The organism is Christiangramia aquimixticola (genome assembly GCF_048285835.1).
Lineage (GTDB): Bacteria > Bacteroidota > Bacteroidia > Flavobacteriales > Flavobacteriaceae > Christiangramia > Christiangramia aquimixticola.
In genome coordinates, this window is sequence record NZ_JBLVTL010000001.1 from 207,323 (window position 1) to 230,531 (window position 23,209).

Annotated in this window: 20 protein-coding genes; 4 read left to right on the forward strand and 16 right to left on the reverse strand. The window is 40.7% G+C overall.

The annotated features are described in order from the left end of the window. Positions 1 to 2: 2 nt before the first annotated feature. Entirely contained in the window at positions 3 to 902 is a 900-nt protein-coding gene (locus tag ACNKXV_RS00885; RefSeq protein ID WP_417905815.1) for a DMT family transporter, read from the reverse strand. Further along, positions 883 to 2,427: a hypothetical protein gene (locus ACNKXV_RS00890; protein WP_417905816.1), complete on the reverse strand. Its 1,545-nt coding sequence runs from the start codon at positions 2,425 to 2,427 to the stop codon at positions 883 to 885. Before ACNKXV_RS00890 ends, ACNKXV_RS00885 begins: the two co-directional genes overlap by 20 nt. A 148-nt stretch (positions 2,428 to 2,575) precedes the next feature. Between ACNKXV_RS00890 and ACNKXV_RS00895 the strand changes: the two genes are divergently transcribed. Genes ACNKXV_RS00895 through leuB form a run of 4 tightly spaced genes read left to right on the forward strand, consistent with a single transcriptional unit; the run spans position 2,576 to position 6,877 of the window. Next, positions 2,576 to 3,748 carry a 2-isopropylmalate synthase gene (locus tag ACNKXV_RS00895; RefSeq protein WP_417905817.1) on the forward strand — a complete coding sequence of 391 codons (1,173 nt, stop codon included), beginning with the start codon at positions 2,576 to 2,578 and terminating at the stop codon, positions 3,746 to 3,748. A gap of 2 nt (positions 3,749 to 3,750) precedes the next feature. Then, a complete protein-coding gene (gene leuC, locus ACNKXV_RS00900; RefSeq protein WP_417905818.1) occupies positions 3,751 to 5,133 on the forward strand; it encodes a 3-isopropylmalate dehydratase large subunit in 1,383 nt (460 codons plus the stop codon). Next, a complete protein-coding gene (gene leuD / locus ACNKXV_RS00905; RefSeq protein WP_417905819.1) occupies positions 5,133 to 5,750 on the forward strand; it encodes a 3-isopropylmalate dehydratase small subunit in 618 nt (205 codons plus the stop codon). The genes leuC and leuD overlap by 1 nt, the downstream gene beginning before the upstream one ends. A gap of 11 nt (positions 5,751 to 5,761) precedes the next feature. Then, complete coding sequence (gene leuB, locus ACNKXV_RS00910) at positions 5,762 to 6,877, forward strand: 3-isopropylmalate dehydrogenase (protein WP_417905820.1); 1,116 nt, start codon at positions 5,762 to 5,764, stop codon at positions 6,875 to 6,877. A 58-nt stretch (positions 6,878 to 6,935) separates the two neighbouring features. On the opposite strand, the gene argH is transcribed toward leuB, so the two are convergent. The 14 genes from argH to ilvD form a co-directional block, all read right to left on the reverse strand. Next, complete coding sequence (gene argH, locus ACNKXV_RS00915) at positions 6,936 to 8,213, reverse strand: argininosuccinate lyase (protein ID WP_417905821.1); 1,278 nt, start codon at positions 8,211 to 8,213, stop codon at positions 6,936 to 6,938. A 116-nt stretch (positions 8,214 to 8,329) separates the two neighbouring features. Further along, entirely contained in the window at positions 8,330 to 9,397 is a 1,068-nt protein-coding gene (locus ACNKXV_RS00920) for a M20 family metallo-hydrolase (RefSeq protein WP_417905822.1), read from the reverse strand. Continuing rightward, positions 9,397 to 10,173, reverse strand: a complete 777-nt coding sequence (gene argB, locus ACNKXV_RS00925; protein ID WP_417905823.1) for an acetylglutamate kinase — start codon at positions 10,171 to 10,173, stop codon at positions 9,397 to 9,399. The genes ACNKXV_RS00920 and argB overlap by 1 nt, the downstream gene beginning before the upstream one ends. A gap of 29 nt (positions 10,174 to 10,202) precedes the next feature. Then, on the reverse strand, positions 10,203 to 11,153 hold the full coding sequence (locus ACNKXV_RS00930; RefSeq protein ID WP_417905824.1) for an N-acetylornithine carbamoyltransferase: 951 nt from the start codon (positions 11,151 to 11,153) through the stop codon (positions 10,203 to 10,205). A gap of 35 nt (positions 11,154 to 11,188) precedes the next feature. Continuing rightward, positions 11,189 to 12,346, reverse strand: a complete 1,158-nt coding sequence (locus ACNKXV_RS00935; protein ID WP_417905825.1) for an aspartate aminotransferase family protein — start codon at positions 12,344 to 12,346, stop codon at positions 11,189 to 11,191. Positions 12,347 to 12,351: 5 nt separating this feature from the next. Beyond that, on the reverse strand, positions 12,352 to 13,143 hold the full coding sequence (gene proC / locus ACNKXV_RS00940) for a pyrroline-5-carboxylate reductase (protein ID WP_417905826.1): 792 nt from the start codon (positions 13,141 to 13,143) through the stop codon (positions 12,352 to 12,354). A 144-nt stretch (positions 13,144 to 13,287) separates the two neighbouring features. After that, positions 13,288 to 14,253 (reverse strand): N-acetyl-gamma-glutamyl-phosphate reductase, encoded by a 966-nt coding sequence (argC, locus tag ACNKXV_RS00945; protein WP_417905827.1) that lies wholly within the window; start codon positions 14,251 to 14,253, stop codon positions 13,288 to 13,290. Continuing rightward, positions 14,250 to 15,437, reverse strand: a complete 1,188-nt coding sequence (locus tag ACNKXV_RS00950) for an argininosuccinate synthase (RefSeq protein ID WP_417905828.1) — start codon at positions 15,435 to 15,437, stop codon at positions 14,250 to 14,252. Before ACNKXV_RS00950 ends, argC begins: the two co-directional genes overlap by 4 nt. Before the next feature lie 95 nt (positions 15,438 to 15,532). After that, positions 15,533 to 16,171: a GNAT family N-acetyltransferase gene (locus tag ACNKXV_RS00955; protein WP_417905829.1), complete on the reverse strand. Its 639-nt coding sequence runs from the start codon at positions 16,169 to 16,171 to the stop codon at positions 15,533 to 15,535. A gap of 334 nt (positions 16,172 to 16,505) precedes the next feature. Then, a complete protein-coding gene (gene ilvA / locus ACNKXV_RS00960) occupies positions 16,506 to 17,780 on the reverse strand; it encodes a threonine ammonia-lyase IlvA (RefSeq protein WP_417905830.1) in 1,275 nt (424 codons plus the stop codon). Continuing rightward, entirely contained in the window at positions 17,780 to 19,255 is a 1,476-nt protein-coding gene (ilvC, locus tag ACNKXV_RS00965; RefSeq protein ID WP_417905831.1) for a ketol-acid reductoisomerase, read from the reverse strand. Before ilvC ends, ilvA begins: the two co-directional genes overlap by 1 nt. Continuing rightward, positions 19,252 to 19,791 carry an acetolactate synthase small subunit gene (gene ilvN, locus ACNKXV_RS00970; RefSeq protein WP_417905832.1) on the reverse strand — a complete coding sequence of 180 codons (540 nt, stop codon included), beginning with the start codon at positions 19,789 to 19,791 and terminating at the stop codon, positions 19,252 to 19,254. The genes ilvC and ilvN overlap by 4 nt, the downstream gene beginning before the upstream one ends. Further along, a complete protein-coding gene (gene ilvB / locus ACNKXV_RS00975) occupies positions 19,791 to 21,524 on the reverse strand; it encodes a biosynthetic-type acetolactate synthase large subunit (RefSeq protein WP_417905833.1) in 1,734 nt (577 codons plus the stop codon). The genes ilvN and ilvB overlap by 1 nt, the downstream gene beginning before the upstream one ends. Before the next feature lie 11 nt (positions 21,525 to 21,535). Further along, entirely contained in the window at positions 21,536 to 23,209 is a 1,674-nt protein-coding gene (ilvD, locus tag ACNKXV_RS00980; protein ID WP_417905834.1) for a dihydroxy-acid dehydratase, read from the reverse strand.

Here is a 23,209-nt window from a genome sequence, read left to right on the forward strand (position 1 = left end):
CTCTATTTCTTTCTTACTGAAATTAAGCTTTCAATAAGCACAGCACTAATTATAAGGCTTCCCCCGATAATAGTTTGCAGGCTTGGAATTTCATTCAAAAACAGAAAACCTAACACTATTCCGTAAACCGGCTGGATGCTGCTCATAATACTGGCCGCGGTAATGCTGAAGTTCTTAAAGCTGATTAGAAACATTGTGTGACCTATACAGGTAGTTAAAACGGCCAGGGTTAATAGTGGTTTCCATTGATCTAACACTTCTCTTATTTCAGAAAAAAAGATGCTTGGAGATAACAGAATTCCTATAACCAGTATTTGGTAGAACATCAATGCGGAACCATTGTAGCGCCCTACCTCGTTTTTCATTAATAAATTTCTTAAAGCATAAAAAACAGCCGAGACCAGTCCCAATATTACAGCAATAAAGGTTTTATCACCAAAATCCATTGGCGGACTCAGGAAATAAATTCCAAACAATACCAGAATACTCAATCCAAGATGTATCTTATTGAATCTGATCTTAAAAAGAATGGGTTCCAGTAAAGCGGTAATTACAGGGTATGTGAAAAGCGAAAGTAATGCTATAGCGACGCTTGAATACTTTAGCGAAAAAAAGTAAGTTACCCAGTGGGCTCCCATTAAAATCCCGCCCAGGATAAGTTTTAGCAGATCTTTTTTATTCTCTACTTTAAGACTGATCCCCTTCCATTTACAGTAAATATAAAACACGGCAACTGCTAGTAAACATCTGTAAAATATGGTGGTCACAGGGTGCAGGCTAATATATCTACCCAGGACTCCGGAAGTACTTATTAGCAATACGGCTATATTAAGCTGAAGAAGGTTGCTAAGGGATTTGGAATTATTTGTCAAATCAAGATTTTTAACGCGCGAATCGCTCATTCTTTTCCCTGATTATCACTTTTACCGGCTTATCTGTAATATTGCTCTCCAGCCAGGAAAGTATGTCCAGATATAGGAAAGCTCTTCTTTCGTAGGGATGATTTTCAAATTGTTTTAAGGTAGTATGTAATTTTTTAAATTCATTCTTGATATTCAATGGCGAAACGTCAGGCAGATTTCTTAGAAATCTCATCATTTCCTTCTGTACTTCATGCATATCATCCATCCTTATCAAAAATTTGTAAGTAGATTTTACCAGTCTGTCCAGATGATAATCCAATCCTGCCTCATAATGGGCGACCAGGTTAAGAATTCTGGAGAAACACATCAAATCTTCGCGCATTTCAAGGGACTTATTATGTATGATCTTTTTCAGGAATTCGATGCATTTTTTATTGTTTCCATCTCCAAAATACAAACATGCCATTTTGTAGTAAAACACCATGATATGATGCTCGTCCAGTCTCCCTTTAAATTTGGAGATTTTTTCCATGATCTTTTCTACCAGTTCATCTGAATTTCCAAAAGCTCCCTGCATAAACCTTAAATTCAGTTTATTGCTGTATACGTATAAGAACGCCAAAGCTGAAATATTATCATTATGCGGAATTTTGGGATCCCGCAATGCATCTTCCATCTCCTTTAGGGTTTTCTCAAAAAGCTCTGTATGATTTAAATAGAATAAGGATTCCAGTAAATAATGGTTTCCTTTTAAATAGGAAACGGGATGCAGGGGTATCAATCTTTTGTACTCCACAAACAATTCCTTCCACTTCATGGAATAACGGTAGCAACCCAAAAAATCCTGAATTAAAAAGCTATACCATAAGTGACATTTATATACCCACAAACGCTCTCTAAAGCCAAGCTGAGAGTGATCATATTCCGGCAACTGCTGTTTAAAATAAGCTTTGATCTCATTTGCCTCTTCTTCAGTCCGGCAATAACCTTTTTTAAGAAAAATGGAATAAAGCTCCAGCGACAAATTCGATAGCTTACCCCAAAGAGAATTCAGCTCACTTATCTCGGTGGTTTCCTTGATAAGAATTTCTGCCCGGTTACTCATACTCCGGGTGATGTACTGCGACTCTATGATCTTTTCCAGTTCCAGGATTTCATAAGCAACATTCTTTTCTTCATGGTTCAGGGCGAGAGATTTGACTTTATCCAGAATTTTAAGACTCTGTTTATAAAGCCCCTTATGATACAGGATATAGGCAAAATCCAGTTGCTCCCTTATTTGAACAGGGATACTTTGATGAGCAGGATTCAGCCTTAAAGAAATTAAAAGTTGTTTATATAAATGTGTTTTGACATTGGACAGCTGAATTTTAGTGATCCCGGTATTTTTCAAAATATCTGCCTCATCATATTTCTTTTGACGGGACATCACCTTGTACAAATTCAAAAATTTAGAATCTGTATTCACTCCTATTCTTCCAACATATAAAGAAAACTGCCTCTTTTCTGAAGCTGACAATGATTTAATTAAAGAAAACAAATTTTCAGTTAAGTCGTTAGTCATTGTAATTGATTAATTTATAAACACCTGTAAAACAAAGGTTTATGAGGGTGAAATATCCACTCAAGTATCGTAAGAGTTTTTAGATTGGAAGGCGAAAAGCCTGATAATTCCTATACTTTAGATAAAGATAAAGTAAAATAGATCTCATATGCACACGGAAAAGGTAGAAATTTTTGACACTACCCTGAGAGACGGAGAACAGGTCCCGGGATGTAAATTAAATACAAAACAAAAATTAAAGATCGCTGCCCGCCTCGATGAACTTGGTGTAGATGTTATTGAAGCTGGTTTTCCTGTTTCTAGTCCCGGAGATTTCCAGTCGGTTTCTGAGATCGCAAAAATCGTCAAAAATGCTACAGTTTGCGGACTTACACGGGCTGTAAAAAACGATATCAAAGTCGCGGCAGAAGCTTTGAAGTTTGCTAGAAAACCAAGAATACATACCGGGATAGGAACTTCTGACTCCCACATTAAATACAAATTTAAATCCAGCAGAGCTGAGATTGTTGAAAGGGCCGGTGAAGCTGTTGCATATGCCAAAACCTTTGTTGATGATGTGGAGTTTTATGCTGAAGATGCCGGAAGAACCAGTAACGAGTTCTTAGCAAAAGTATGTGCTGAAGCTATTAAAGCAGGAGCAACGGTTTTAAATATTCCGGATACCACCGGTTATTGTCTGCCTGAAGAATATGGGCAAAAGATCAAATATTTAAAAGAAAATGTACCAGGGATTGGGAATGTAATTATATCCTGCCATTGTCATAACGACCTTGGCCTGGCCACTGCGAATGCGATTGCGGGCATTACCAATGGGGCAAGACAAATTGAATGTACTATAAACGGGATTGGTGAGCGTGCCGGGAATACTGCTTTGGAAGAAGTGGTCATGATCCTTAGGCAACATCCATATCTTAATTTAAATACAGATATAAATCCGCAATTATTGTTTGATACCAGCAAAATGGTTTCCAATGAAATGGGAATGTATGTACAGCCAAATAAGGCCATTGTAGGCGCTAATGCTTTTGCACATAGCTCCGGAATTCATCAGGATGGGGTCATAAAGAACCGAGAAACCTATGAAATTATAAATCCTGCAGATGTTGGAGTAACCGAATCAGCGATCGTATTGACCGCGCGCAGTGGTAGAGCTGCGTTGGCTTATAAAGCCAAGAAAATGGGTTATGACCTGACTAAAATAGAGTTGGATCATGTTTACACCGAATTTTTAAATTTCGCCGATATGCGTAAAGAAGTTGTGGATCATGAGATCCATGAGATTATGGAAATTTATAGAAAGAGTTCAAGAGCTATCGCATAATTATGAAGAAAACTCTATTTGATAAAATATGGGATTCTCATGTTGTGGAAAGCATCCCAAACGGTCCGGATATTTTATATATCGACAAGCATTTGATACATGAAGTAACCAGTCCGCAGGCATTTAATGAACTTAAAGAACGAAATATTCCGGTATTCAGACCGGAACAGATTGTAGCAACGGCAGATCATAATACGCCGACCCAAAATCAGCATCTGCCGGTTAAGGATCTCTTATCCCGAAAACAACTGAAAGAGCTAAGCATGAATTGTGAAGAGAATAATATCACTCTTTATGGTTTGGGACATCCATATAATGGAATCGTCCACGTTATGGCTCCGGAACTGGGTATTACTCAGCCGGGAATGACCATTGTTTGCGGGGACAGTCATACTTCCACGCATGGCGCCTTTGGAACTATCGCCTTTGGAATAGGAACCAGTCAGGTAACTCAGGTTTTTGCGAGTCAGTGTCTCCTTGTTGAGAAACCTAAAAAATTAAGAGTAAACGTCAACGGGAAGCTTAAAAACGGAGTATTGCCAAAGGATGTGATCCTGTATATCATCAGTAAGCTGGGAACAAACTCGGGAACGAGCTATTTCTGTGAATATGCCGGAAATGTTTTTGAAGAAATGTCCATGGAAGGGAGGATGACGGTATGCAACATGAGTATCGAAATGGGTGCTCGTGGCGGACTCATTGCTCCGGACCAAACAACTATAGACTATGTTGAAGGAAGACAGTTCGCTCCAAAAGGTTCAGAATTTGAGAAACTGAAAGCTCACTGGAAAACCTTAAAAACCGATGAAGGTGCAGAATTCGATCAGGAATATTTCTTTGATGCTGAAGATATAGAACCAATGATTACCTACGGAACCAATCCGGGAATGGGGATCAAACTAACCGGTTCAATCCCTTTGGAAGGAAACAAAAGTGATTCGAAGGCCCTTAGTTATATGAATTTCAAGCCTGGAGAAATCCTTCTGGATAAAACGATCAACTATATTTTTATTGGTAGCTGCACCAATTCAAGAATTGAAGATTTTAGAGTGGCTGCCTCCTATATCCAAGGTAAGAAAAAAGCAGATAATGTGAATGCATTGATCGTTCCGGGAAGCCGACAGGTCGCCGAGCAGATCAAAGCCGAAGGCCTGCAGGAAATTTTCGAGGAAGCGGGATTTACTTTAAGACAACCTGGATGTTCCGCATGTCTTGCTATGAACGATGATAAGATCCCGGAAGGAGAATATTGTGTTTCTACCAGTAACAGAAATTTTGAAGGAAGACAAGGTCCGGGATCGAGAACAATTCTGGCGAGTCCTTTGACGGCAGCGGCAACTGCGATTGCTGGAAAGCTTACAGATTTCACTAAACATCTCAACTAATGGAAAAGTTTATAACACTAATAGATACAGCAGTTCCATTAGATGCAGAAAATGTGGATACAGACCAGATCATCCCGGCGAGATTTTTAAAAGCCACCGATAAATCTGGTTTTGGAGAAAATCTTTTCAGAGACTGGCGTTTTGATAAAACCGGACAACCGAATGAGAACTTCGTTTTAAATCAGAAAAAATATTCCGGCTCTATTTTAGTTGCCGGAAATAATTTTGGATGCGGGTCCAGCAGAGAACATGCGGCATGGGCTCTAAAAGCTTATGGCTTCAAAGTAGTAGTTTCCAGCTATTTCGCAGATATTTTTAAAGGGAATGCATTAAATAATGGGTTATTACCAGTACAGGTAAGCCCTGAATTTCTTCATAAATTATTCTCGGCTTTGGAACAGGATGCTGATGAAAGCATCAGTATTGATCTTGAAGAACAAAAAATTAGTATAAAGTCTACCGGAGATTTTGAAGCTTTTGAGATTGATCCCTATAAAAAGACCTGCCTTATGAACGGATATGACGATATAGATTTTTTAACCAGTAAACTGGAGACAATTAAAAGATTTGAAAAAATGAGATCCGGTATGGAATTCGTTCCGGAAAAAACCTATTAAAACAGAATATTATGAAATTTAATATAGCAGTACTTCCCGGCGACGGGATTGGTCCAGAAATAACACAGCAATCGGTTAAGGTGTTAAATGCCATTGCTGATAGGTTTGATCATGAATTTATTTTTGAGGAAGCTGCTGTGGGAGCGGCGGCAATAGATCAGGTTGGGGATCCATTGCCGGAATCAACATTGAATTTATGTAAAAGATCTCATGCTGTGCTTTTTGGGGCTATTGGTGATCCAAAATATGATAATGATCCTTCGGCGAAAGTACGCCCGGAACAGGGTTTATTAAGGTTGCGCAAGGAACTTGGACTTTTTGCCAATATAAGACCGGTAAAAGCATATGAAGCCCTTATCGAAAATTCTCCGCTAAAACCTGAAATTATTCAGGGAGTAGATATGGTGATCTATAGAGAACTTACCGGCGGCATTTATTTTGGAGAAAAAAGTACCTCAGCAGATGGGAAATCTGCCTCAGACCTTTGTTTTTATACGGTAGAGGAAATTGAAAGAATCGCCCACCTGGCGTTTAAAGCGGCGGGAGAAAGAAGAAAGAAATTAACATTAATAGATAAGGCAAACGTTTTGGAAACTTCCAGATTATGGAGAAAAACGGTAAAAGAAATAAGCAAATCCTATCCCGAAGTAGAACTGGATTTTCTTTATGTGGATAACGCGGCCATGCAAATGATTCTTAATCCAGGGCAGTTCGACGTGATTCTAACAGAGAATATGTTCGGCGATATTATTTCAGACGAAGCCAGTGTGATTGGTGGCAGCATCGGTTTGCTGGAATCTGCTTCAGTAGGAGAAAAAAACGCATTATTCGAACCTATTCATGGTTCCTATCCGCAAGCTGCGGGACAAGGGATCGCAAATCCTCTTGCATCCGTACTTTCAGCAGCCATGATGCTGGATTATTTCGGCCTAATCGAAGAGGCAAAAGCAGTAAGACTTGCAGTAGACGTTAGTATACAGTTAAACGTTTGCACCAAAGATATTAATAGAGATAATCATTACTCTACAGAAAGGGTGGGTGATTTTCTTGAAAGTGTGATCAGTGATACAGAAGATCATATGATCAACGATGAAAATTTAAATTTGGGCCAAATGACCATTATTTAAATTCTGTTCATGTTTAGTTTGAACCTCCCGGAATTTCTGTTTTCGGGAGGTTTTTTATTTATAATTGCTGCAGTTTATTCCTTATCATATTCAGGGCCAGATTATCCTTGCTCCCCGTATGGCTATGCTTCAGCCCTTCAGGTTTCTTGTAGGTATCATTCTGAACCTGCTCCCCTATTGTTTTATAGGCATCACGAAAAGAATTCCCCTCCATTACCAGCTTATTAATACTGTCCACGGTGAACAAATATTTATATTTCTCATCATCAAGATCAACAGATTTCACTTCTATCTGCTGAATTGAATGTGTGAAAACATCCAGGATCTCCTTCATATTTTCCACCGCATAAATGGAATTCTCCTTGATTAGCTGAAAATCCCTGTGATAACCGCTGGGTAGATTATTTGTAATTAGGATCATTTCATTTGGTATGGCCAGCAGTTTATTGCATTTCCCCCTTATGAGTTCAAAGACATCCGGATTCTTTTTATGAGGCATAATGCTGGAACCCGTGGTTAGTTCATCAGGAAATGTGATAAAATCAAAATTCTGGCTCATATATAAACATATATCCATGGCGAATCTGGACAAAGTATTCGCAAGCGAGGCAATATTGGAAGTAACGGTTCGTTCAGATTTCCCTCTGCTCATCTGTGCCGCGACCACATTGAATTTTTGAGTTGAAAAACCCAGCTCTTTAGTAATGAATTCCCGGTCTATGGGAAAGGAAGAACCATAGCCTGCAGCCGATCCCAATGGATTTTGATCTACCACTTTTAAACCTGCTTCCAGTAAATACAGATCATCGATAAGCAGCTCTGCGTAAGCTGAAAACCATAAGCCAAATGAAGACGGCATAGCTACCTGAAGATGTGTATAACCGGGAAGTACCCTGTCCTTATGTTCATCTGCCAGATTTAACAGAACTTCAATAAGTTTTTTTGTTTTCCCTATGATCTCCTGAAGGTTTTCCTTGAAATATAATTGCATGGCCACCAGAACCTGATCGTTTCGGGAACGGGCCGTATGTATCTTCTTTCCTGTATCTCCAAGTTTTTTGGTAAGTTCAAATTCTATCTTGGAATGAACATCTTCAAAGTCCTCTTCAATTTGGAAGTTGCCATTTTCAAGCTGAAGCTTTAATTCGGCCAATTCTGAAAGGATAGCATCTACTTCTCCTTCCTTTAATATTCCGACTTTCCCGAGCATTTTGGCATGTGCCCTGGAGGCCAGGATATCATACTTTGCCAAAAGCATATCCAGTTCCCTGTCATTACCCACGGTAAACTTTTCGATCTTTTTGTCTATTGAAATACCTTTATCCCAGAGTTTCATAATTTTCTTTTTAATATTCGTCCTTCAGATTTAATTCCCATTGAGAATTTATAGATTTCTCGTTATGCTCGAAATGACCTAAATCTTTTAAATCACACGTGCACCTGAAGCTGTAATTATATCAGCGCTTTTTCAAGCAGTTTTATATATTTCTCAATTCCTTCTTCTATCTCTTTTACATAGATAAATTCATCGGCCGAATGTGATCTTGTGGAATCGCCCGGTCCTAATTTTAAAGAAGGACAACTAAGCATCGCCTGGTCAGAAAGGGTTGGAGAGCCATAAGTCTCCATACCAAGTTCAATTCCTGCCTGCACCAGTTCGTGGTCCAGAGGGATCGAAGAAGAATTCAGTCTTAAACTCCTTGCATTTATCTCATCTACCGGAGCCTTCTCTTTTAAAATCTGTTCAATTTCTTCATTGCTGTATTTGTCATTAACCCGAACATCAATTACCAGATGTACCTTTGCCGGCACCACATTATGCTGACTCCCGGCGTTGATCTGGGTTACCGTTACCTTCACTTCTCCTAAGTTTTCTGAAACCTTTTCCAGTTTAAAATTCTCAAACCATTCCAGAACTTTGGCTGTTTTATAAATGGAATTATCATTATTAGCATGCGCCGCATGGGAGGGCGTGCCTTTAACCACGGCATCAAAAACAACGAGGCCCTTTTCTGCAACTGCCAGATTCATTAAAGTAGGTTCACCAACTATGGCCACATCGATCTTAGGAAGTTTTGGAAGCAAGGCTGCAATTCCATTTTTCCCGTTGATCTCCTCTTCTGCAGTGCCCGCAAAAAGAATATTATGACTTAATTTTTCTTCCGCATAAAAAAAGGTAAAAGTGGCCAGAAGGGATACCAGACAACCACCGGCATCGTTACTCCCCAAACCGAATAGCTTCCCGTCTTCTATCTCCGCCTTGAACGGATCTTTGGTATAGGCTGAATTGGGCTTAACCGTATCATGATGGGAATTGAGCAATAAAGTTGGCTTTGCTTCATCAAAAATCTTATTAACCGCCCACACATTGTTCAGGTATCGCTTGTGCGGAATGTTATGCTCTTTAAACCAGTTCTCAAGCAGACCTGCAGTTTTATTTTCTTCACCCGAAAATGACTGAGTCCGGATCAAATTTTTAAGTAATTCTATGGCCTGTGCCTGGAGTTCATTTAACTGCATTAACTAACTATTTTAGTATGGATAGAATTATTTTTTAATAATCCCGTATCTCCCAGCCTAACACTAGAGACGCCTCTTTCAATAGCCTGAAAGCAATTATGTAGCTTAGGAAGCATTCCGTTTGTAATCACTTTAGATGCCACCAGCTCTTTATATTTCTTGGAATTTAGAACCGGGATCACTGAATTTTCATTCTCAATATTGGTAAGTACTCCTTTTTTCTCAGAACAATAATAAAGCTGTGTTTCGAAAATTGCGCTCATGGCAATCGCTATTTCTGAAGCCACCGAATCTCCATTTGTATTTAGTAAAATCCCATCTTCAGTACATGAGATCGCTGAAAACACCGGTACTATATCCTGTTCCAGAAGTGATCTTATAAAACCAGAATTTACCTTTTGAATGTCTCCAACATATCCATAATCGATGTCTTTTACTTCTCTTAATTTTGAAATCACCACCCGTCCATCTGCTCCGCAAAGGCCTATCGCATTCTGTTTTCTGCCCTGAAGTTTCGCTGCAATATTCTTATTCAGGAGTCCGCCATAAACCATGGTGATGACCTCCATGGAATCTTTATCTGTGATCCTTCTGCCATCTATCATTTGGGTTTCATAGCCCAACTTCCCTGCTATCTCTGTAGCTTTGTTTCCACCGCCATGAACCAGGATCTTTGGTCCTTCCAGTTGAACAAAGTCTTCCAGAAAGGAATTCAATGAAGCTTCATTTTCAATTAGCTTCCCTCCTATTTTTATAACCTTCAGTATTTGTTTCATTTTCAATTTATTCTGCCACGAATCCACCATTACGCATCTAAACTTTCCAGTAACCTCTTCAAAACAGCCTGTGCTGCAAAGGTTCTGTTATTAGCCTGTTGAATAACAATTGAATTCTCACTATCCAGTACATCATCGGCAATAACCACATTTCGCCTTACCGGCAGGCAATGCATCACTTTTGCATTATTGGTGTGCTTCAGTTTTTCCTGATTTACTATCCAGTTCTTTTCTACGTTCAAAACCTGACCATAATCTTCATAACTACTCCAGTTCTTCACATAGACGAAATCGGCATCTTTAAATGCCTTCTCCTGGTCATGTTCTACTTTTATATCCTTTCTTACTGCAGGATTCAGATCATAACCCTCCGGATTTGTGATCACAAAATCCACATCCAGCCTGTGAACCATCTCTACAAAAGAATTGGCGACCGACTGTGGCAACGCTTTAGGATGTGGTGCCCAGCTAAGCACAATTTTCGGTTTTTCTGCTGTGTTGTGTTCCTGGATGGTGATCGCATCTGCCAAAGCCTGCAAAGGATGCCCGGTCGCACTTTCCAAATTTACCACTGGTACTGAGGCGTATTTTTTAAAACTATTCAGCACCAGTTCAGATTCATCCTTTTCCTTATCCTTTAACCCTGGAAAAGCCCTTACCGCAATTATATCACAATACTGAGATAGCACTGCCGCCGCCTCTTTAATGTGCTCCGCCTTATCAGAATTCATTACAGCTCCATCTTCAAATTCCAGCGCCCAGCCATCTTTATCGGCATTCATAACCATTACATGCATCCCGAGCAGTTTCGCAGCTTTTTCGGTGCTGAGTCTGGTACGTAAGCTCGGATTAAAAAACAGCATCCCAAGGGTTTTCCCTTCTCCTGCTTTTGTATCGGGATTTTCAAATTTCAAACCTCTGGCTTCCCTAATGATGGTTTCCAGGTTATCGATGTCTGCTAGTGTGGTATAGTTCTTCATATTATATTTTGCTCATAGGTCATCCTGAGTTTACTTCAGCCTGACACAACAGTGTTTTTATTTTGATTTTTCAATGCCTTTTGCAGAGCATTGAAAAAAGTCTCAAAGTGTTCTTTTTTTATATTCAATGGCGGTAAGATCCTTAACAGCTTTTTGTTCGAAGCAGCTCCTGTGAAGATCTTATGTTCAAATAAGAGTTCCTTTCTTAAGGCTGCTATCTCAAAATCGAATTCCAGGCCTATCATTAACCCTCTGCCCTTGATCTTTTTGATCTGCTGAATTTTTGAAGCTTCTGCTTTTACGAATTCTGAAACTTCAGTGACATTATCCATTAAATTTTCATCTTTGATAATATCCAAAACTGAAATTCCCGCGGCACAAGCCAGATGGTTGCCGCCAAAAGTAGTTCCCAGCATACCGTATTTCGGCTGAATTTTATTATCAATCAAAATTCCGCCGATTGGAAATCCGTTTCCCATCCCCTTTGCTATCGAAATAATGTCCGGCCTGATCTCATGCTTCTGAAAAGCAAAGAATTCACCGGTTCTTCCATAACCAGATTGCACCTCATCTGCGATAAGGATCACGTTGTTTTCTTTACATAATTCGGCTGCAGTTTTGTAAAATTCGGCATTGGCTTCATCAAGTCCACCCACACCCTGAATCACTTCAAAAATTACTGCCGCCACATCTCCTTTTTCGATCTCGGTTTTTAAAGCTTCGGTATTATTAAAAGCTAGTTTTGTCGCCTTATGGCCCTTATTAAAAGGAGCTTTTATAGCTTCATTATCGGTGATCGCTACCACCCCGGAAGTCCTGCCATGAAAGGCATTTTCAAAATAGATGACCCTATCCTTTCCGGTTTGAAATGAAGCTACTTTTAATGCATTTTCATTTGCCTCGGCACCAGAACTGCATAAAAACAATCTATAGTCCTTAACTCCCGCAACTTCTTCCAGCTTATCTGCAAGTTCCTGTTGTAAAGGATTTTTAATAGAATTCGAATAAAAGCCAAGTTTCGCAACCTGCGCCTGAATGGCTTCCACATATTTTGGATGAGAATGTCCCACAGAGATCACAGCATGCCCCCCGTAAAGGTCCAGGTACTTATTCCCTGCTTTGTCAAAAACATAGCAGCCATCACCTTTTACCGGAGTGATATCGTAAAGCGGATAAACATCAAACAATTCCATAACTACTAATTTGTGATATTATTTATTTTTTTGAATGATGCCTGAATTCCTTTTATAAGCGAGGAACTAAGCCCATTATGCTCCATTTCGTTCAGGCCTTCAATAGTACAGCCCCGTGGTGTAGTCACTTTATCTATCTCTTCTTCAGGATGTTTTCCCGATTCGATCAACAAACTTGCGGCACCCAGACAGGTTTGCATAGAGAGCTCCTGAGCCTCTTTCGCATCAAAACCAAGTTGTACTGCTCCCTGGGTGGTTGCACGTATAAGGCGCATCCAGAATGCTACTCCGCTGGCACAGATCACCGTGGCCGCCTGCATCTTGTTTTCAGGGATAATGATACTTGTTCCCAATCTATTGAAAATAGCTTCGGCGATCGCAATTCTTTTCTGGCCCATCTCATTACTGCATAAACAGGTCATGGATTTTCCAACGGCGATCGCCGTATTGGGCATAGATCTAATAATAAAATGTTCTGCTCCCACGATACTTTCGATCCGGTCAATTTTAAATCCGGTCACCGTAGAGATGAGGACATGTTTATCTGTTAGGTCATCTTTAATATCATGCAGGATCTTTTCTAATTGAGTAGGCTGAACGGCGAAGATCAGGATGTCTGAATTTCGCACCGCTTCCAGATTATCTGAAGTCACGGTAACTTTGGAATATTCTGAAAATTCCTGAATTCCTTCCAGTTTTCTTTTACTGAGATAAAGAGTGGTAAAAGCATTGCTGAAAATGAGTCCCTTTGCGATAGAGACTCCCAGATTTCCTGCACCAATTATTGCTATTTTCATATTATATCTTTTTGGTCAATCTTAAATTGTCATTGCGAGCTGAGTTTGTATGAAGCGACGCAATCTCATGTTCTTAACCGGCACATTTCGACTGCGCTCAATGTGACTGTTCCCGGTCCACTTTAAATTTCTCAATTCTCAATACTAAAAATAACTCCCCTTTAAGCCCAGTCCCGTTTTCTCATCCAAACCGAACATCAGATTCATATTCTGTACCGCTTGTCCTGAAGCTCCTTTCAACAAGTTATCGATCACACTGGTGACCAGTAATTTATCACCGAATTTTTGTAACCTCAGCAAACATTTATTGGTATTTACCACCTGTTTTAAATGCAAATCTCCCTCTGTGACGAAGGTGAAAGCGGCATCTTTATAAAATTCCTGATATAGACCTTTTGCTTCCTCCAGCTCTCCGCTAAACTTTGTATAAGCAGTGGCATGTATCCCTCTGGAAAAATTCCCCCGGTTGGGAATAAAGTTGATATTTACCTTATGATCTTTCTGCAACTGCTTTACACACTGACCAATTTCCTGTAGATGTTGGTGTTCAAATGATTTATAAGCCGAAAAATTATTATCTCTCCAGGTGAAATGAGTGGTTTCTGAAAGTGAAGTTCCTGCACCGGTTGCTCCCGTCACAGCATTTACATGCACATCTTCTTTTATTAATCCGTTATCAGCTAATGGCAGAATTGCCAGGGTGATCGCAGTTGCAAAACACCCAGGATTTGCAATAAAATTGGCTCCCTTAATTTCTTCCTTATTCATTTCCGGCAGTCCGTAAACGAACGAATGCTCTTCTGACTTCATCCTGAAATCGGAACTCAGATCTACAATTTTGGTCTTTTTAGAAAACTGATTATCTGAAAGGAATTTTTTGGAATTTCCATGTCCCAGACAGAGAAAAACCACATCGGCTTCTTTATTAACCTGATTGAAAAATGTAAGATCGGTTTCTCCCACAAGATCCTGATGAATTGAGGATACCGATTTTCCCGGCTGAGAGGTGCTATAAACAAAATTAAGATTCACCTCAGGGTGTCTCAAAAGAATTCTTATCAATTCCCCAGCCGTATAACCCGCTCCTCCTATGATTCCTGCTTCTATCATGCTTCCTGATTTACATGTTGATAGATCTTTCCAGAGTTCGAAAGGATCTTGATAAAACCTTTAGCATCATCTGCTGTCCAGGCCTTATTCTCTTCCCCATAATTCCCGAAACTGCTGTTCATAAGATCATTTGGAGATTTAATTCCGTCTAAAGTGAATCTATATGGCTGCAGGGTGACAAAAACATCTCCGGTAACTTTCTCCTGTGAACTTTGTAGCTGAGCTTCAAAATCCCTCATAACCGGGTCCAGATAAAGACCTTCGTGCAAATGCATCCCATACCAGTTTGAGGTATAATCCTTATGCTGAAGCTGCCATTTGCTAAGCGTATGTTTTTCCAGCAAATGATGGGCTTTGATGGTGATCAATGCCGCTGCGGCTTCAAAACCAACTCTCCCCTTGATCCCGATGATAGTATCACCAACATGAATATCCCTGCCAATGGCATATTTTGAAGCGATAGTCTCAAGAATTTCTATGTTTTTTTGCGGCGTATTTTCTTTACCATCTATAGAAGTGAGTTCTCCTTTAGTAAAACCAAGGCTTACCTGTTTCGCAGTTTTTTCCTTTAATTGAGAAGGAAATGCTTCTTCCGGCAATGCCTTTTCTGAAGTCAGGGTTTCGGCTCCACCAACACTGGTTCCCCAAAGTCCCTTGTTCACCGAATATTTAGCCTTCTCCCAGTTCATCTCTACTCCTTTTCCTTTAAGATACTCAATCTCTTCCTGTCTTGAAAGTTTCTTATCCCTGATAGGAGTTATGATCTTGATCTCCGGTGCGATGATCTGGAAGATCATATCAAACCTCACCTGATCGTTTCCTGCGCCGGTACTTCCATGAGCGATATAACCTGCTCCTACCTTCTTGGCGTAGTTCACTATTTCGATCGCCTGAATAATTCGTTCTGCACTTACCGATAATGGATAAGTATCATTTTTCAGCACATTACCGAAAATGAGATATTTCACTACTTTCTGATAAAATGAGGAAACCGCGTCTATATTCTTATAACTGGTAGCCCCAATTTTCCTGGCGTTATCTCCAATTTTCTGAATTTCTTCTTCTGAAAATCCGCCGGTATTCACACTTACCGCATGGACCTCAAATCCTTCTTCTTCAGATAAATATTTCGCGCAGTAGGATGTATCCAATCCTCCGCTGTATGCTATTACTACTTTTTTCATTTATTTAATTTTTCTATCCATCATCCTGTCCCAGTACTGCGGGAGTTTCAAGATCCCATGAGAAGCTGAGTTCAGCTTGACGTAATTACCTGCTTTTATTTTTCAGCCTTTTCCTTTTTATAAAAAAGCGTCTGCTTAATATGTTTTAATCTCTGGAATGCTTTTTCATTGAACTTACTCAATGGTTTCGCTGCTTTCTTAACCTCCTTTTTCTTTTCAGGATCGTATAACATTCCTGTACATAGGCACATCTTACGTTCGGTCCTGGTAAGAATATCATAATTCTTACAGGTTTGACAGCCTTTCCAAAAGGTCTCATCATCTGTTAGTTCAGAAAAAGTAACCGGCTGGTATCCCAGTTCGTAATTGATCTTCATCACGGCTAATCCGGTAGTGATCCCGAAGATCTTGGCATTGGGATATTTAGTTCTGGAATGTTCGAAGATCACCTTCTTGATCTCCTTGGCCAGGCCATGATTCCTGTAATCCGGATGAACTATAAGGCCAGAATTTGCCACATAGTTTTCCGTGCTCCAGGTTTCTATATAACAGAAACCTGCAAATTTCTCGTCATCAAGCGCGATCACCGCATTGCCTTTTTCCATCTTATTGATGATATATTCAGGCGTTCTGCGGGCAATCCCGGTACCACGTACCTTTGCCGACTCTTCGATACTATTACAAATGATCTCAGCGTAAGAAGCATGAGATTTATTAGCAATGAGAATTTTCATCTGCTAAAGAATTAAGTTGAAAAAAATATTTTGATTTGGGTTTTCGAAAGTGGAACCGGACTCACCTAAGTTCCATAGATATATAGACGCACTTACGTGCGGGGGAAACGGCGGCGCATAGGAGTAACATCAGAAAATGTTCTGATATTAAAATTATATGCTATGCTGTTTAAGTAATTCAAAGTGGAAAAAAATCAAATAATATTAAAAGGAAAAGGGTTTCAGGGGTCATTGCCTAGAAGCGGCGGGGCCTGAAATTGAAACGGGGTAATATTATTTGTTTGATCGAAATCATAATTCAAATGTACATAAAATTTTGAGGTGCAAGCAATTACTATATCAAAAATTGAAATAAATTTGGGTTATCATTGAGATACTCTCCGTAAAAATTCTTCCTTTTCATCCTCTCTACCAGTGGTTCATAGTCTTTTGGATCTTTTAATTCAATACCAATAACCGCAGGCCCATTTTCGCGATGATGCTTTTTAGAATATTCAAAATGAGTGATATCATCATTTGGGCCCAGCACCTTAGCAACAAATTCTTTTAATGCACCGGCTCTCTGTGGAAAGGTCACAATAAAATAATGTTTTAGTCCGGCGTATAGTAAAGCTCTTTCCTTGATCTCGGCAGTTCTGGTGATATCGTTATTACTACCGCTAACTATGCACACCACATTCTTACCTTTGATCTCTTCTGCATAAAAATCCAATGCTGAAATTGCCATAGCTCCGGCAGGCTCTACAACTATCGCGTCCTGATTATAAAGATCGAGGATCGTCTGGCAGATCTTCCCTTCAGGCACCGTGATCATTTCATCCAGATTCTCCTTACAGATCGCAAAATTCCTGGCTCCAACTTTTTGAACCGAAGCTCCATCAACAAAACGCTCGATATTATCCAGTTCCACAACCCGGCCTTCTCTTAGGGAAGTTTTCATGGAGGGTGCGCCTTCAGGCTCGATCCCTATGATCCTGGTATTAGGTGATAATTCCTTGAACATCGAAGAAACCCCGGCAAGTAAACCGCCGCCACCTAATGGTGCGAAAATATAATCTATGGGTTCATCAGATTGCTCAAGGATTTCCAGAGCTATGGTAGCCTGACCTTCTATCACCTTCTCATCATCAAAAGGATGAATAAAGACCAGGTTTTCCTCTTTCATATGCCTCATGGCGCTTTTAAAAGAATCGTCGTAAGTGTCTCCTTTAAGAACAACCTCCACCCAGTTTCCCCCAAACATTTGGGTTTGTTCCACCTTTTGTTTGGGGGTTGTACCCGGCATATAAATTATGCCTTTCACCTTTAATTTATTACAGGCAAATGCAACGCCCTGTGCGTGGTTGCCCGCACTGGCACAAATCACCCCTTTATCGAGCTGATCCTGAGCCAGGCTGGAAATCTTATTATACGCCCCCCGAATCTTGTAAGATCTTACCTGTTGCAGGTCTTCTCTTTTCAGCATTACATTCGCCTCAAAACGTTTGCTATAAGTGAAAGAATCTGCCAAAGGAGTTTTTAGAACCACCTTTGAAATCCTTTCAGCAGCCTGTTTTACGGCTTCGAGACTTGGTTTGTATATTGTATCTTTTTCCAGCAGTGTATTCATTAGGCGTATATTTTCTTCATTGCGGTCATCGCAGATCTCAATTTTGCTCCGACCTCTTCAACAGGATGATTTCTTATTTCGGCATTCACTTTCTCCAGTTTCTGGCTATCTACACCAGTTTCTTCAGAAGCGAATTTTCTTCCTGCAACTTCCGGTTCAAGGGATTTCACATAATCCTTGATCAATGGTTTTGCAGCATGATCAAAAAGATAACAGCCATATTCAGCAGTATCAGAGATCACCCTATTCATTTCATATAATTTTTTTCTGGCAATCGTATTGGCAATAAGCGGCGTTTCATGAAGCGACTCATAATAAGCCGATTCTTCAATAATCCCTGCATCTACCATAGTTTCAAAGGCCAGTTCCACACCAGACTTCACAAAGGCCACCAGTAAAACACCTTTATCAAAATATTCCTGTTCGGTGATATCTGCTGATGTTGCTTCAGTCTTTTCAAAAGCGGTATTTTCAGTTTCAGCGCGCCAGGTATGCAACTCCTTATCGTCATTAGCCCAGTCTTTCATCATTCGGCTGCTGAATTCCCCGGAAATAATATCATTCATATGCTTTTGAAAAAGCGGTCTCATCTTATCTTTTAATTCTTCCGAAATCGCATAAGCTCTTAATTTCGCAGGATCTGAAAGTCTGTCCATCATTTGAGTGATTCCGCCATGTTTCAGGGCTTCAGTAATAGTTTCCCAACCATACTGAATTAGTTTCGCAGCATATGAAGGTTCCACACCTTCAGCAACCATCTTATCAAAAGTGAGGATCGAACCGGTTTGCAACACTCCGCAAAGAATGGTCTGTTCCCCCATAAGGTCAGACTTTACTTCTGCAACAAATGATGATTCCAGGACTCCTGCCCTGTGACCTCCGGTGGCGTATGCATAAGCCTTAGCCCATTCAAGCCCAATTCCCTGAGGGTCATTTTCGGGATGTACAGCGATAAGGGTGGGCACCCCGAAACCTCTTTTATATTCTTCGCGAACTTCAGACCCGGGACACTTAGGTGCAACCATAATAACAGTCACATCTTCACGGATCTTCATTCCTTCTTCAACCATATTAAAACCATGAGAATAGGAAAGTACCGCTCCTTTCTTCAAATAAGGTTGAATAGCTTTGATAACCGAGGTATGTTGCTTGTCCGGAGTTAAATTGATCACCAGATCTGCTTCCGGAATCAATTCTTTATAAGTACCGACTTCGAAGTCATTTTCTGTAGCATTCTTCCACGACTGGCGCTTCTCTTTGATCGCACCTTCTCTAAGTGCGTATGAAATATCGAGGCCGCTGTCACGCATATTGAGTCCCTGGTTGAGACCCTGAGCTCCGCAGCCCACGATTACTATTTTTTTACCATAAAGGGCTGCAGTTCCATTACTGAATTCATCCCGTTCCATAAAACGGCAGGTGCCGAGTTGATCTTGTTTTTCAGCTGTAGAAAGGCTGTTAAAATAGTTGGTCATGATAATGAGTTTGTAGTATTAAATTTTTCTAATATTCCTGAGATCGGCATTTCATTTTTGGTTACTGCGATGGTCCCTGATCTTACGAATTGCATTAATCCGTACGGTTTAAGCTTTTCGTATAAAGCATCAACTTCAGAACGTTTTCCGGTTTTTTCTATCACGAAGAATTCTTTGGTTACCGTTACAATTCTTGCATTGGTCTCCTTTATAAAATCCTGGATATTATGATCATCGAGAAAATCTTCAGATTTGATCTTATACAGCGCCGTTTCCTGATAAATGGTTTCCGCATCTGTATGATAAAATGCCTTGATCACTTCTATTTGTTTCTCTATCTGGCCAACGATCTTTTTGATCTGTTCCTCGGTCACATTAACTATGATGATAAAGCGCATTACCTCGGTCACCTCGCTGGGAGACGCGGTAATACTTTCAATGTTGATGTGCCTTTTTAAAAAAATGGCCGCTATCCTGCTCAATAATCCAAGATTATTCTCGGTATATATTGATACTGTATAATTCTTCTTTTCCATTACTCTAATAATATGTCTGAAACTGCAGCTCCCGTTGGGATCATTGGGAACACATTCTCTTCCTGTTCAACTTTCACTTCAAGGAAGTAAGCTTCCTCACTTTCCATCATTTCCTTCACAGCATCCTCTAACTGACTTCTTTCTGTAACCTGTTTTGCTTTGATATGATAACCTTTGGCTATCGTGATAAAATCAGGGTTTACCATGGTTGTGGAAGCATAGCGCTTATCAAAGAACAACTGCTGCCATTGTCTTACCATTCCCAGGAAACCATTATTTAAAAGCACAATTTTTACCGGGACCTTTGTTTGGAAAATGGTCCCAAGCTCCTGAATGGTCATCTGGTAACCACCGTCTCCTATTACGGCAACCACATCTCTCTTGGGTTTAGCCATTTTCGCTCCTATTGCGGCAGGAAGGGCAAAGCCCATGGTGCCTAATCCGCCTGAAGTTACATTGCTCCGGGTGCCATTGAATTTTGCATAACGGCAGGCGGCCATTTGATGCTGCCCAACATCTGAAACTATGATCGCATCTCCTTTAGACTGAATATTGATCTCGCGGATCACTTCTGCCATGCCCAGATCCTTCTTATTTACATCAAGATTTCCCTTGATCACTTTTTCATATTCTGTCTCATACATATCCTTAAACTTCTGATGCCAGACTTCATGGGAATTTGGATCCAGTAATTCCAGCAGGGCTTTAAGGCTTTCTTTCACATCGCCTAAAACAGGATAATCTGCATGTACATTTTTATTGATCTCGGCAGGGTCTATCTCAAAATGGATCACTTTTGCCTGTTTTGCATACTTTTCAAGGTTTCCGGTAACCCGGTCGTCAAACCTCATCCCGATGGCGATTAAAGCATCGCACTCGTTGGTGAGCATATTCGGGGCATAGTTCCCATGCATTCCCACCATCCCCACATTAAGAGGATGATCTGTAGGCAAGGCTGAAAGCCCTAAAATGGTCCATGCCGCAGGAATTCCTGCCTTTTCAACTACAGCTTTTAAAAGTTCTTCTGCCCCACCAAGGATCACTCCCTGCCCCCAAACTATCATGGGTTTTTTGGCTTTATTGATAACTTCTGCCGCACGTTGCACTTCCAAAAGATTCAGTTCCGGAACAGGCTTATAACTTCTTATCCCGGAGCACTTCTTATAGCTGAATTCAAGCGAAGCGAATTGAGCATCTTTAGTAATATCTATAAGTACAGGTCCCGGTCTTCCCGATCTGGCAATATAAAATGCCTTAGCCATCACTTCCGGGATCTCTTCAGCTTTGGTGATCTGGTAATTCCATTTTGTAATAGGAGTGGAAATACCTACAATATCGGTCTCCTGAAAAGCATCACTTCCCAAAAGATGGGAACCAACCTGCCCGGTGATACATACCATAGGCGTTGAATCTATTTGGGCGTCTGCGATCCCGGTAACAAGATTTGTCGCTCCCGGTCCCGAGGTTGCCACAGCAACTCCTACTTTCCCTGAAACTCTGGCATAACCCTGAGCTGCATGGGTTGCACCCTGTTCGTGCCGGGTGAGGACATGGTGAATTTTTTCCTGATATTTGAACAGTTCATCATAGACGGGCATGATCGCACCGCCGGGATAACCGTAAATAGTCTCTACACCTTCTTCAAGCAAACATTTAATCACTGCTTCGGCTCCCGAAACGGTCATTGTACTTTTCGTGTTCACTTTTTCGAAACTTGCTGTTTTAACCTGCATAATTCACCGTATTAAAATTCATCTGTAACACAGCCCTGAGAGGCAGATGCTACTGTTTTTGCGTATTTATAGAGTACACCTCCGGTAACCTTAAAAGCGGGTGCTTTCCAGGCTTCTTTTCTTTTCTTTATTTCTTCATCACTCAAATGAGCTTCAATGCGATTGGTTTTCGCATTAATACTTATTTCATCTCCATCTTTTAAAAGGCCAATTAGTCCCCCTTCCTGAGCTTCCGGTGTGATGTGCCCAACTACAAAGCCATGTGTCCCTCCAGAAAATCTCCCATCGGTAATTAAAGCGACTTCTTTACCCAGACCTGCTCCCATTATGGCCGAAGTTGGCTTCAGCATTTCGGGCATTCCCGGGCCTCCTTTGGGGCCTTCATAGCGAATGACGACTACATCTCCTTTCTGAACCTTCCCTGAGGAGATCCCTTCGTTCGCTTCAAATTCGCCGTTAAAAACTCTTGCCTTTCCTTTAAATTCCAGACCTTCCTTGCCCGTTATTTTAGCAACGGAACCTTCCGAAGCCAGATTTCCATATAATATTCTGATGTGTCCGGTGGCTTTGATAGGTTTTTCAACAGGATGGATCACATCCTGATCTTCAGGTAATGGTTTTACATTTTCAAGGTTTTCAGCAATTGTTTTACCGGTGACCGTCATACATTCGCCATGAAGCAATCCTTTTTCGAGCATATATTTCATAACTGCCGGGATTCCACCAATCCGGTGTATATCTTCCATCAGGTATTTTCCGCTGGGTTTAAGATCTGCCAGAAATGGAGTCTCTTCACATATTCTGGTAAAATCCTTAAGTCCGAAACTGATATCTGCTGCCTTCGCGATCGCTAAAAAATGAAGCACCGCATTGGTAGAACCGCCAAGGACGGTTAAAAGCCGGATCGCATTTTCCAGTGATTTGGCAGTAACTATATCTTTGGGTTTTAGATCTTTTTCCAGAAGATAATTCATCGCTTCTCCCGCCTTGATACTTTCCTGAATCTTCTCAGGACCCGTGGCGGGGTTAGAACTGTTATAGGGCAGACTCATTCCCAGAGCTTCAATAGATGAAGCCATTGTATTGGCAGTATACATTCCGCCGCAGGCTCCAGCTCCCGGACAGGCTTTTTCTATTACCTGCTGATATTCTTCTTCCTGCATTTCTCCAGAAACTTTCGAGCCCCAGGCTTCAAATGCTGACACAACATCCAGTTTCTTTCCATTATGGCAACCGGAGGATATAGTTCCTCCATAAACTAAAACAGAAGGCCTGTTAAGTCTTAACATTGCCATCAATGCACCCGGCATATTCTTATCGCAACCAACCACAGTTACCAGCCCATCATAAGACATTCCGGCTACTACAGTTTCCATTGAATCTGCAATAAGATCTCTGGAAGGCAGTGAATAACGCATTCCCGGGGTTCCCATAGAAATACCGTCACTTACTCCAATGGTGTTAAAAATTAGACCATTCAATCCCGCCTGTTGGGTTCCTTTTTTCACCTCCTTGGCAAGGTCATTTAAATGCATGTTACATGGATTCCCTTCATAACCGGTACTCCCAATCCCAACGAATGCTTTTTTCTGATCTTCCTTACTTAATCCTATGGCGTGAAGCATCGCCTGCGAGGCAGGTTGAGAATCACTTTGAGTTATGGTGCTGCTGTATTTAGTATTCAT